The sequence below is a fragment of the Photobacterium panuliri genome (assembly GCF_059920555.1).
The window spans coordinates 929486-942049 of the sequence record NZ_CP197192.1; the positions used below are offsets into that span (position 1 = coordinate 929486).

Below are 12564 nucleotides of genomic sequence, written 5' to 3' on the forward strand. Positions count from 1 at the left end.
TGCACATAGTCGTTTGATACGTATAATGTGCCGCACATGCCCGGGTGGCGAAATTGGTAGACGCAGCGGATTCAAAATCCGCCGGTGAATAACTGTGCCGGTTCAAGTCCGGCCCCGGGCACCATATTTAAGTAAAAAGCCTCGACGAAAGTCGGGGCTTTTTACGTTTTTACGTTGTGGCATTTGAATTGATGCACCTCTTGGGTTCGTGCCAAATATTGTTAGTGCATGCCTGACAAATGACTTAGGCAGCGATTTCGGTGCTTGTTAGTAGAATAGAATGGCAAGCAAGCTTAAAAAATAGCTGGAAAAGCATTGATCGGTCGAGTTTTGTGCGAATGATTGTTTGTGGCGAAAAAAAGCGTTTTAACCCCTTGCCAATGTGATCGAACTCTCTATAATGCGACCTCACTGACATGGACAACGGCATTGCCGGTAACGATAAGTCAGTTTGTTCTTTAACAATTTGACCATGCAATCTGTGTGGGCACTCGTGAAAAGATTTAGTCAAAAGATTTAAATCAGTGAACTGAGTGACCATTGATACTTTTAGTATCCACAGTCAATTCTTTTTGGTTCTGCTTTTTTATAAAAAAGTGGAAACAAGAAAATCAGTAATCACTGAGCCGTTTCTTCGGAAACACAAAAACTTTAATTGAAGAGTTTGATCATGGCTCAGATTGAACGCTGGCGGCAGGCCTAACACATGCAAGTCGAGCGGTAACATTCCAAAAGCTTGCTTTTGGAGATGACGAGCGGCGGACGGGTGAGTAATGCCTGGGAACATGCCTTGGTGTGGGGGATAACCATTGGAAACGATGGCTAATACCGCATAACGTCTACGGACCAAAGAGGGGGACCTTCGGGCCTCTCGCGCCAAGATTGGCCCAGGTGGGATTAGCTAGTAGGTGGGGTAACGGCTCACCTAGGCGACGATCCCTAGCTGGTCTGAGAGGATGATCAGCCACACTGGAACTGAGACACGGTCCAGACTCCTACGGGAGGCAGCAGTGGGGAATATTGCACAATGGGGGAAACCCTGATGCAGCCATGCCGCGTGTGTGAAGAAGGCCTTCGGGTTGTAAAGCACTTTCAGTAGGGAGGAAGGCAGTGTCGTTAATAGCGGCATTGTTTGACGTTACCTACAGAAGAAGCACCGGCTAACTCCGTGCCAGCAGCCGCGGTAATACGGAGGGTGCGAGCGTTAATCGGAATTACTGGGCGTAAAGCGCATGCAGGCGGCTTGTTAAGCCAGATGTGAAAGCCCGGGGCTCAACCTCGGAATAGCATTTGGAACTGGCAGGCTAGAGTCTTGTAGAGGGGGGTAGAATTTCAGGTGTAGCGGTGAAATGCGTAGAGATCTGAAGGAATACCGGTGGCGAAGGCGGCCCCCTGGACAAAGACTGACGCTCAGATGCGAAAGCGTGGGGAGCAAACAGGATTAGATACCCTGGTAGTCCACGCCGTAAACGATGTCTACTTGGAGGCTGTTCCCTTGAGGAGTGGCTTTCGGAGCTAACGCGTTAAGTAGACCGCCTGGGGAGTACGGTCGCAAGATTAAAACTCAAATGAATTGACGGGGGCCCGCACAAGCGGTGGAGCATGTGGTTTAATTCGATGCAACGCGAAGAACCTTACCTACTCTTGACATCCAGAGAACTTTCCAGAGATGGATTGGTGCCTTCGGGAACTCTGAGACAGGTGCTGCATGGCTGTCGTCAGCTCGTGTTGTGAAATGTTGGGTTAAGTCCCGCAACGAGCGCAACCCCTATCCTTGTTTGCCAGCACGTAATGGTGGGAACTCCAGGGAGACTGCCGGTGATAAACCGGAGGAAGGTGGGGACGACGTCAAGTCATCATGGCCCTTACGAGTAGGGCTACACACGTGCTACAATGGCGTATACAGAGGGCGGCCAACCAGCGATGGTGAGCGAATCCCACAAAGTACGTCGTAGTCCGGATTGGAGTCTGCAACTCGACTCCATGAAGTCGGAATCGCTAGTAATCGTGGATCAGAATGCCACGGTGAATACGTTCCCGGGCCTTGTACACACCGCCCGTCACACCATGGGAGTGGGCTGCACCAGAAGTAGATAGCTTAACCTTCGGGGGGGCGTTTACCACGGTGTGGTTCATGACTGGGGTGAAGTCGTAACAAGGTAGCCCTAGGGGAACCTGGGGCTGGATCACCTCCTTAACGATATGACTGCGCTTTTGACGCAGTGTCCACACAGATTGCCTGGTTAAAATGTAGAAGAACATGTTTCAGGTGCCCAAACCCGAAAAAACTTAGTCCCATTCGTCTAGAGGCCTAGGACACCGCCCTTTCACGGCGGTAACAGGGGTTCGACTCCCCTATGGGACGCCACGGGTCGTTAGCTCAGTTGGTAGAGCAGTTGACTTTTAATCAATTGGTCGCAGGTTCGAATCCTGCACGACCCACCATTCTTTCTCGCGAAGGAATCAAAACTATCGTGGGCGATTAGCTCAGTTGGGAGAGCACCTGCCTTACAAGCAGGGGGTCACTGGTTCGAGCCCGGTATCGCCCACCATTCTTTCTCTGAAAGAAACCCATTCGATGGGGCTATAGCTCAGCTGGGAGAGCGCTTGCATGGCATGCAAGAGGTCGGCGGTTCGATCCCGCCTAGCTCCACCACTTCTTAAACGCACTGACTAGTGTCTTTAAGAAGTGGTTCGAAAGAAACACATGCTCTTTAACAATCTGGAAAGCTGACTAGTAAGTGATCGAAAGATCACACTAAATGTTTTCGTTCTTCGGAACGGAAACGAGTTCTCAAGCAACACACATTCAAGTGTCTTGGCTTTTGTCTCCGCTTTTTAAAAAAGTGGAATAAAAGAAGAGAAGTCCGGCAAAACAACGTCTATCACAACTCAGATAGACAACCTTGGTTGTTTGAACATACGAAACCTCTTGGGGTTGTATGGTTAAGTGACTAAGCGTACACGGTGGATGCCTGGGCAGTCAGAGGCGATGAAGGACGTACTAACTTGCGATAAGCCAAGACGAGGCAGTAAGAGCCACTCGAGTCTTGGATTTCCGAATGGGGAAACCCAGCTGCATAAGCAGTTATCTCAATGTGAATACATAGCATTGTGAGGCGAACCGGGGGAACTGAAACATCTAAGTACCCCGAGGAAAAGAAATCAACCGAGATTCCGGCAGTAGCGGCGAGCGAAACCGGATTAGCCCTTAAGTTGAATTGGCACTAGGCGAACACGCTGGAAAGCGTGGCGATACAGGGTGACAGCCCCGTAGCCGACGGTGCCTTTACAGTGAAATCGAGTAGGACGGGACACGTGTTATCCTGTCTGAACATGGGGGGACCATCCTCCAAGGCTAAATACTCCTGACTGACCGATAGTGAACCAGTACCGTGAGGGAAAGGCGAAAAGAACCCCTGTGAGGGGAGTGAAATAGAACCTGAAACCGTGTACGTACAAGCAGTAGGAGCAGGCTTCGTCCTGTGACTGCGTACCTTTTGTATAATGGGTCAGCGACTTAATTTTAGTAGCAAGGTTAACCGTATAGGGGAGCCGTAGGGAAACCGAGTCTTAACTGGGCGTTCAGTTGCTAGGATTAGACCCGAAACCGAGTGATCTAGCCATGGGCAGGTTGAAGGTGAGGTAACACTTACTGGAGGACCGAACCGACTAATGTTGAAAAATTAGCGGATGACTTGTGGCTAGGGGTGAAAGGCCAATCAAACTCGGAGATAGCTGGTTCTCCCCGAAAGCTATTTAGGTAGCGCCTCGGACGAATACTACTGGGGGTAGAGCACTGTTAAGGCTAGGGGGTCATCCCGACTTACCAACCCTTTGCAAACTCCGAATACCAGTAAGTACTATCCGGGAGACACACGGCGGGTGCTAACGTCCGTCGTGGAGAGGGAAACAACCCAGACCGCCAGCTAAGGTCCCAAAGTTATCGCTAAGTGGGAAACGATGTGGGAAGGCTCAGACAGCCAGGATGTTGGCTTAGAAGCAGCCATCATTTAAAGAAAGCGTAATAGCTCACTGGTCGAGTCGGCCTGCGCGGAAGATTTAACGGGGCTAAGCGATACACCGAAGCTGCGGCAATGTGACTTGTTCACATTGGGTAGGGGAGCGTTCTGTAAGCCGCTGAAGGTGTCCTGTAAGGGGCGCTGGAGGTATCAGAAGTGCGAATGCTGACATGAGTAACGACAAAGGGGGTGAAAAACCTCCTCGCCGGAAGACCAAGGGTTCCTGTCCAACGTTAATCGGGGCAGGGTGAGTCGACCCCTAAGGCGAGGCCGAAAGGCGTAGTCGATGGGAAACGGGTTAATATTCCCGTACTTCTTGCTATTGCGATGGGGGGACGGAGAAGGCTAGGTGGGCCTGGCGACGGTTGTCCAGGTTCAAGTATGTAGGCTGATGGTTTAGGCAAATCCGGACCATCTCAAGGCTGAGATACGACGTCGAGCCGCTACGGCGGTGAAGTCATTGATGCCATGCTTCCGGGAAAAGCCTCTAAGCTTCAGATAGCAAGGAATCGTACCCCAAACCGACACAGGTGGTCGGGTAGAGAATACCAAGGCGCTTGAGAGAACTCGGGTGAAGGAACTAGGCAAAATGGTACCGTAACTTCGGGAGAAGGTACGCTTCTGACGGTGAAGTCCCTCGCGGATGGAGCTATCGGAAGTCGCAGATACCAGGTGGCTGCAACTGTTTATTAAAAACACAGCACTGTGCAAAATCGAAAGATGACGTATACGGTGTGACGCCTGCCCGGTGCCGGAAGGTTAATTGATGGGGTTAGCGCAAGCGAAGCTCTTGATCGAAGCCCCGGTAAACGGCGGCCGTAACTATAACGGTCCTAAGGTAGCGAAATTCCTTGTCGGGTAAGTTCCGACCTGCACGAATGGCGTAATGATGGCCACGCTGTCTCCACCCGAGACTCAGTGAAATTGAAATCGCAGTGAAGATGCTGCGTACCCGCGGCTAGACGGAAAGACCCCGTGAACCTTTACTACAGCTTGGCACTGAACATTGACCCTACATGTGTAGGATAGGTGGGAGGCTTCGAAGCAGGTACGCCAGTATCTGTGGAGCCGTCCTTGAAATACCACCCTTGTAGTGTTGATGTTCTAACGTCGCCCCCTTATCGGGGGTACGGACAGTGCCTGGTGGGTAGTTTGACTGGGGCGGTCTCCTCCCAAAGAGTAACGGAGGAGCACGAAGGTGGGCTAATCACGGTCGGACATCGTGAGGTTAGTGCAATGGCATAAGCCCGCTTGACTGCGAGAATGACGGTTCGAGCAGGTGCGAAAGCAGGTCATAGTGATCCGGTGGTTCTGTATGGAAGGGCCATCGCTCAACGGATAAAAGGTACTCCGGGGATAACAGGCTGATACCGCCCAAGAGTTCATATCGACGGCGGTGTTTGGCACCTCGATGTCGGCTCATCACATCCTGGGGCTGAAGTCGGTCCCAAGGGTATGGCTGTTCGCCATTTAAAGTGGTACGCGAGCTGGGTTTAGAACGTCGTGAGACAGTTCGGTCCCTATCTGCCGTGGGCGCTGGATGATTGAGAGGGGCTGCTCCTAGTACGAGAGGACCGGAGTGGACGAACCTCTGGTGTTCGGGTTGTGTCGCCAGACGCATTGCCCGGTAGCTAAGTTCGGAATCGATAACCGCTGAAAGCATCTAAGCGGGAAGCGAGCCTCAAGATGAGTCATCCCTGATACTTTAAGTATCCTGAAGGGTTGTTGGAGACTACGACGTAGATAGGCAGGGTGTGTAAGCGCTGTGAGGCGTTGAGCTAACCTGTACTAATTGCCCGTGAGGCTTAACCATACAACACCCAAGGGGTTTTATCGGACTCCATGAGCACTTGAATGGCAGTGCTTGAGACACTAGTTGGACTTTCCCAGATTGCTATTTGCGGCCGAGAGGCGGCAGATAAACGAATTTGCTTGGCGACCATAGCGTTATGGACCCACCTGATCCCATGCCGAACTCAGCAGTGAAACGTAACAGCGCCGATGGTAGTGTGGGGCCTCCCCATGTGAGAGTAGGACATCGCCAGGCTTCAAACATTAGATACTTGTTCTGAACGACAGGTATCGGATAGAGAGAAATCTCTGTCACCGTGTGGAGCGGTAGTTCAGTTGGTTAGAATACCGGCCTGTCACGCCGGGGGTCGCGGGTTCGAGTCCCGTCCGCTCCGCCACTTATTAAGAAGCCTCGCTAGAAATAGCGGGGCTTCTTATCGTTTGTAGTATTTTGGATGGACTCTCACGAGCCTTCGGCTTGAGTCCCAGTCGTGCGCGACCCCGGCCGTTCCGCCACTTATACTAAGCCTCAGTCGAAAGACTGGGGCTTTTTTACATCTGTAGACTATGTTCGTCTTACAGGCGAATGAGTCCCGCTGGTGCGCCAGCCCGGACTAGCCGTCCCCGCCGCTCCGCCACTTCTTCGAAAGCCCTCACTGGGCGTGCCCGCAAGAAATAGCGGGGCTTTTTTATGTCTGTAATTTTTGATGAATGTTCAGCTTGGTTCTGGGCATTCGTGGAGGGGGGCGGTGGGAGAGATGATAGAAAAAAGGGTAGCTGGAGCTACCCCTACCGCGAAGGCTTTTGCCTGCGAAATGTAACAGCTATGCTGCTTGTTACCATAGGATTCAACCTAGGGTTTTACTTCCGTCACGGCAGTGTGTGCCAGAAGTAAAGGGAGGATTAAATGTCTAAAAATCCTTTTACCTGTTGAACTACACGCTCTGCGGTATCTTTATCTGCCATTTCAGCAAAGATACGTAGCAAAGGTTCTGTACCAGAGAAGCGTGCAATAACCCAACCACCGTTCTTGAAGTAAACTTTAGCCCCATCTTCGTAGCTGACTTTTTCAATCTCAAAGTCGAACTCTGGTAGCTGTTTATCAACGTAGATCTTGTTGTAAAGTGCTTCTTTCGCGGCTGCTTTAAATTTGCAATCGCCTTCGGCGGTATAGGCATAGCCGTATTTACCGTAGATTTCATCCAATAGTTCAGACAGTTTTTTGCCTGTGACCGAAATCATTTCTACCAATAGGCTTGATGCGAAAACGCCGTCTTTTCCTTTGATGTGGCCACGGATGGTTAAGCCGCCAGAACTTTCGCCACCGATCAGCGAGTCATCAGCCTCCATTTGAGAACTGATATGCTTAAAGCCAACAGGAACCTCGAAACTTTTCTCGCCGTGATCGGCGGCGATCTTGTCAAGGATATGCGTGGTTGCAATATTGCGTACTACTGAGCCTTTCCATCCCTTGTACTCTAAGAGATAGTAATAAAGCAGAATGAGTACTTCGTTTGGATGGATGAAATTGCCCTTCTCATCAATAATGCCCAGACGGTCGGCATCGCCATCAGTACCGATACCGATGTCGTAGCCTTCGTGGGCGACTAAGTGCATTAGGCTGTATAGTGTTGCTGCACTCGGTGACGGCATCAAGCCACCAAAGTCCGGGTTTTTTCCATCGTTGATTACGTCGACTTCACAGCGGCCGTTGATCAATACGGTTTGTAGGGCATTTTTCGCTACGCCGAACATTGGATCGATCAATACACGAAGATTGGCTTTTTTGATTGCCTCGATATCAATAAAGTTAATGATGGAGTCAACGAAATCATTCATAGGGTTAATAATTTCAATTAACTTGTCATCAATCGCCTGCTCAAAATCGACACTCTTCACCTGCGCCGCATTAAGTACCGAAATTTGCTGTTCGATCTTTTTCGTGATGATCTCATCTGCATCACGGCCGCCTTCAATAAAGATCTTGATACCGTTGTAGTCCGCAGGGTTGTGCGATGCAGTGATACATGCCGAGTAGGCACAGTTCATTTCTTTGGCTTTGAACATCACGATAGGGGTCGGGACGAACTTATCGATAAAGCTTACCCGCACTCCGTTAGCTGCCAACACTTCAGCGAACCAGCAACCCGCCTTATCAGACAAGAAGCGACGGTCATAACCGATAACAAAACCGCGCTCGGCGACTTGTTCATCGTTAATAATATTTGCTAATGCTTGGGCAACGAGACGTACATTGTCCTTGGTAAATTCTTCACCAATAAAGGCGCGCCAGCCTCCGGTTCCAAATTGAATCATTGTGGAACTCCTATTTCTCTCGTAGATAGAAGGGGCGCAAGGGGCGCCCCAAACTGTTTAACCCATTACTACTGTGATGGTGTTAGTTGTGCCTTCTGGTTGAACAGGGACGGTATCACCAATGATCTCACCGTTCAGAGTGATGGATTTGACCCCTTTGCTGACACCATTCGGATTTTCAACCTTGATTTGATAGGTCGCCCCAAGCCATTGGCGAGTTACTTCAAAGCCCGGCCAATTGGTTGGGATGCATGGGTCGATGGTCAAACCGTCGAAGCCTGTGCGTACACCCAAAATGAAGTTGGTGACGGCGAAGTAGGCCCAGCCGGAAGTACCTGTTAGCCAAGGGTGGTTGGCACGGCCATGATCCTGATGGTCACGACCCATGATGAATTGAACGTATGAGTATGGTTCTGCAATACGTTTTTCTATCATATCATTTTGGTTGTATGGGTTCAGTGCATCGTAGAACTTCATTGCACGGTCACCACGGCCCAGTTTTGCTTCGGCAACCCATGCCCATGGGTTAGGGTGTGAGAAGATCGCCCCGTTTTCTTTTACGCCTTGGTATACGCGAGTCACGAAGCCGATATCATCATTTGGTGTAGCAAATGATGGAGAGTTCAGGTGTAGGCCGAACTCGGAGAATAGGTTCTCGTCAACGGCATCCATTGCTTTCTCACCACGCTCCTGAGAGACGGCACCGGAGAGAACAGCTAATGTATTTGACTCAAGGTGGACGCGGCCTTCTTTTTGTTGCGCAGTACCGATCTTGTCACCATTCTTGGTTAGGCCACGGATATACCAACCGCCTTCGTCATCCCATAGGTGTGTTTCGCACGCTTCGCGAACGTTGGCTGCCATGATGGTGTATTTCTCAACGTCTTCTTTCTTGCCGAGGAATTTGGCAAGGTCGATGAACTCCTGCAGAGCCCAGAAGTGGAGGAATGACACCATTGATGATTCGCCACCGCCTAGGTTCAGGCAGTCGTTCCAGTCAGCACGAAGACCTTTACAGATCCCTGTTTGACCGACATATTCCGCAGAGAAGTCCAGCGCCGCTTTCATGTGCTCATAAACGGTTGCGTTGCCGCCATCTGCGTACGGGAATACTTCATCAAAAAAGCCGTGTTCGCCGGTTTCCATGACGTACTTACAGATGGTAGGGACCAGCCATAGGTGATCATCTGAGCAGGTATCCTCGATACCGTGGATCTTGTCTTCATCAGATGGAGTAGGAACAACCGTTGGTGATTTCGATGGTTTAACGTCAGCTTTTTCTGGATCGAACCAATCTGGATCAAAGAGGTGCAGACCGTAACCCGCTTTCACCTGACCGCGTAGCAGGTCAACGATGCGCTTGCGGGTCATCGCTGGGTTAGCATGCGGTACAGAGATCGCGTCTTGCGCTGTGTCGCGATAGCCAAGGCCGGTACGGCCGCCAACTTCGATAAATGAAGCAAAGCGAGACCAAACCACACAGGTTTCTGCTTGGTACAGTGTCCAAGCATTGATCATGGTATCCAGGCCTTCGTTTGGCGATTTTACTTGGAATTTGCCACAACGCTCATCCCAGTGTGCTTTGATGCCAGCGAATGCATTATCAACTTCAGCAAGATCTTGGTATTTAGCACGCAGACGCTCGCCATTGCCTTTGCCGATACCCAGAATGTAAGCGAAGCGAACTTCTTCACCAGGCTGGATTGTGAACTGCTTGTGCAGTGAACCACAGTGGTTGTAACACGTTTGTGCGGTGTTGAAGCACTTGCCTTGCTCAACTGCCTGAGGGTTTGACTCGTCACGGTATAGACCGAGGAAGCTGTCACGCTGGCCGTCGTATGAGTCAGGATCAAATGTCGATGCTAGGTAGTAGAAGCCTTCGAAATCATTCGTGTTGTAGTACAGATCGTACTCAATAACACCGTCGTTGTATGCCGTACCCGCTGAGTACAGTGACATCTGATGGTTCTGGTTATCTGACTGGATATGGCTGAACGAGAACTCAACGAACGAGAATGCGCTGATAGTACGTGGTTTGTCAGAAGTGTTCTTGATCACGACATCCCAGACTTCAGCATCTTCGCCTTTTGGCACGAACAGCGTTTTAGTTGCTTCGATACCGTTGTAGTCACACTTGAACTTAGAGTAGGACAAGCCGTGACGAACTTCGTAGCTTGCTTCGTCTAGGCTTTTCGCCACTGGCTGCCATGAGATAGACCAGTAATCACCGGTTTCGTCATCACGCAGGTAGACATAGTGTCCTGGGCGGTCAAATGTCGCATTCGGACGGAATTTGGTGACGCGATTGTATTCTGGTGAGTTGTAGAAAGAATAACCGCCGGCATTGTGCGAAATCACCGTACAGAATTTTTCTGTGCCTAGGTAGTTTGTCCATGGCGCAGGAACATCCGGGCGAGTGATGACATACTCTCTGTTTGCGTTGTCAAAATAACCGTATTTCATTGTTTCAGTCCTTGTTACTAATCGTTGTCTTGCGCATCTTATTCGCAGCGACGGTAGTTGATGCCGACCTTGTCGAGGTACTGCAACTGGCCATTAAGGCGAGCCGAAAACTCCGGCCAGTCACGTTGGTGTGGTGCGGTCCAGCCTAGCTCGGCAACAGCCAGCAGGCGTGGGTAAATCATGTATTCAAAGCGACTTTGGTTGTTGACTAACTCACACCATAATGCTCCTTGGACGCCTTTGACCTTTTGGTGGGCTGGGTCGTCTGCCGGAAGCTGGCTGAGTGGTTGGTAGTTGTAAACCTGTTCTAGCGGCAATTTACCTGCCCAATCTACGCCGACTTCTTCGGCGGAGTGGCCCTGGGCCATATCAAGGTAGGTAAACTGGGCGGGCTGCATAACAACGTCATAGCCGGCTTGGGCGCAGGTCAACCCTGCCTCTTCGCTTAGCCAAGAGAAGATGACCGTTTCCTTGCTGACCTTGTCACCGTGAGTGGCTTCTTCCCATCCCATCATCCGTTTGCCCTTGCTGGCGAGGTGATTTTCGACAAAGCGCAGCAGGTGCCCCTGTAGCTCTTTGGGATCGTTATAGCCATGCTCATCCATCAGTGACTGGCAGGCAGGGCTGTCAGTCCAGACCCCTTTGGGCACCTCGTCGGCACCGATATGAACATACGGGGCAGGGAATAGCTCACAGATTTCATCGAGCACTTTGGTCAGGAAGATATAGGTGCCTTTCAGTGCCGGAGACAGGATATTGTCGTTGTAGCCTTGGATGCTGCGGTAGACTGAGCGATCTTCTGGGTCGACCAGCAGATCGGACAGCGACTTTATAGCTGCACGGCAGTGACCCGGAATATCCACCTCCGGGATCACTATCAGCCCTCGGTCTGCGGCATAGGAGATAACCTCACGGATATCTTGCTTGGTGTAGAAACCGCCGTAGCGCTGCCCGATGGTTGTAAATTGGGGCTGGATAGCCTCATTCGGACCACGCCAAGCACCGACCCGGGTCAGTTCAGGGTAGGCATCGATCTCTACCCGCCAGCCCTCGTCATCGGTTAGGTGCCAATGGAAAACATTGAACTTGTAACGAGCCAATTGATCGATCAGGAATTTGATTCTCTTGAGTGGATGGAAATGCCGCCCACAGTCAAGCATCATGCCCCGGTGGCCAAAATGCGGCGCATCGGAGACTTCCGCCATCGGGATCCGGTATGCGGCATCGGGCTGATGGCTGGTTTTGGCTGGGATCATCTGAAGCAGTGTTGCCGTTGCATGGCAAAAGCCTGATTCAGAGCTGGCGATCAGCCAGATATCATCCGGTTCAACGAGCAGTTGATAGGCTCCCGGTGCGAGCTTTTCCCTAAATTGGTAGTGGATATTGCCATTTGAACGGGTCGCTATATCGTCATGCAGCAAGCATTCAAGTTCGTTGCTCAGCCAGCGGCTGGCACCGGCCGCCATGATATGGTCGACGGCAATGGCAGCATGCTGGGTGAGTTTGAACTCACCACCAAGTGGTTTGAGGTGTTTCGGCTTAGGAATAATGCAGATCCCCGTTGCCTCTTCAAGCGGGGAATTATGACGCTCATGTTCGGGGTGTTGTAAACCAAATGCCGTGATCTCTACCGGAATGGGCTGGATCAATGGTGCATCATGGCTGGTGCTGACAAAGGCATCGATGATCCCGTCATCAAGCAGGGTAAAAGGTGCGGTACCAATATTGAATTCAGTATAAAAGTGGCCGTTAGGCTGCAGAACTTCATCGTTGGCTGATGTGAGAACACAGTAGCTGCCAATCTGCTCAAGCTGTCCCCGTGTCAGGGATTGAGCCTGTATCCAGCGGCCCATCGTAAAGTGCAATGACCAATGAGCCAGTGGTTTATCGGACAAGTTGTGCAGGGTCAGTGCCAAACGGGACTGATTCTGTTGCTGTTCAATAACGACGAAATCAAGACGAAAACTCATAG

General features: G+C 50.9%; 3 protein-coding genes, 6 tRNA genes and 3 rRNA genes. 9 read left to right on the top strand and 3 right to left on the bottom strand.

All coding sequences use genetic code 11. From position 1 onward, the window contains the following. Positions 1–38 precede the first annotated feature (38 nt). The 9 genes from ACSF8X_RS04580 to ACSF8X_RS04620 all read left to right on the top strand — a co-directional run bounded on the left by ACSF8X_RS04580 (position 39) and on the right by ACSF8X_RS04620 (position 6211). Positions 39–124, top strand: a tRNA-Leu gene (locus ACSF8X_RS04580). A gap of 528 nt (positions 125–652) precedes the next feature. Next, positions 653–2197 (top strand): 16S ribosomal RNA (locus ACSF8X_RS04585). 95 nt (positions 2198–2292) lie between these two features. Beyond that, positions 2293–2368 (top strand) — tRNA-Glu (locus ACSF8X_RS04590). Between the two features lies 1 nt (position 2369). Beyond that, positions 2370–2445 (top strand) — tRNA-Lys (locus tag ACSF8X_RS04595). A gap of 31 nt (positions 2446–2476) precedes the next feature. Next, positions 2477–2552 (top strand) — tRNA-Val (locus ACSF8X_RS04600). Between the two features lie 28 nt (positions 2553–2580). Continuing rightward, a tRNA-Ala gene (locus ACSF8X_RS04605) sits at positions 2581–2656 on the top strand. Positions 2657–2944: 288 nt separating this feature from the next. After that, positions 2945–5835: ribosomal RNA gene (locus tag ACSF8X_RS04610) — 23S ribosomal RNA — on the top strand. A gap of 118 nt (positions 5836–5953) precedes the next feature. Beyond that, positions 5954–6069, top strand: a 5S ribosomal RNA gene (gene rrf / locus ACSF8X_RS04615). The 16S, 23S and 5S rRNA genes sit together here with 5 tRNA genes alongside, the layout of an rRNA operon. Positions 6070–6134: 65 nt before the next feature. Further along, positions 6135–6211: transfer RNA gene (locus tag ACSF8X_RS04620), tRNA-Asp, on the top strand. Between the two features lie 505 nt (positions 6212–6716). Here ACSF8X_RS04620 and ACSF8X_RS04625 read toward each other — a convergent pair. From ACSF8X_RS04625 to ACSF8X_RS04635, 3 genes are read right to left on the bottom strand one after another with little or no spacing between them, the layout of a single operon-like run. Then, on the bottom strand, positions 6717–8129 hold the full coding sequence (locus ACSF8X_RS04625; RefSeq protein ID WP_047879620.1) for a phosphoglucomutase/phosphomannomutase family protein: 1413 nt from the start codon (positions 8127–8129) through the stop codon (positions 6717–6719). Positions 8130–8186: 57 nt separating this feature from the next. After that, positions 8187–10592 (bottom strand): glycoside hydrolase family 94 protein, encoded by a 2406-nt coding sequence (locus ACSF8X_RS04630; RefSeq protein WP_047879621.1) that lies wholly within the window; start codon positions 10590–10592, stop codon positions 8187–8189. A gap of 38 nt (positions 10593–10630) precedes the next feature. Next, the gene (locus ACSF8X_RS04635; protein WP_500850794.1) at positions 10631–12562 is read right to left on the bottom strand and encodes a beta-N-acetylhexosaminidase; all 1932 of its coding nucleotides are present in this window, start codon (positions 12560–12562) and stop codon (positions 10631–10633) included. Positions 12563–12564: the final 2 nt, after the last annotated feature.

Bases quoted from the DNA above. Each gene is read 5' to 3' on its own strand.
- ACSF8X_RS04635 (WP_500850794.1), bottom strand. From the start codon at position 12,562: ATGAGTTTTCGTCTTGATTTCGTCGTTATTGAACAGCAACAGAATCAG.
- ACSF8X_RS04625 (WP_047879620.1), bottom strand. From the start codon at position 8,129: ATGATTCAATTTGGAACCGGAGGCTGGCGCGCCTTTATTGGTGAAGAA.
- ACSF8X_RS04630 (WP_047879621.1), bottom strand. From the start codon at position 10,592: ATGAAATACGGTTATTTTGACAACGCAAACAGAGAGTATGTCATCACT.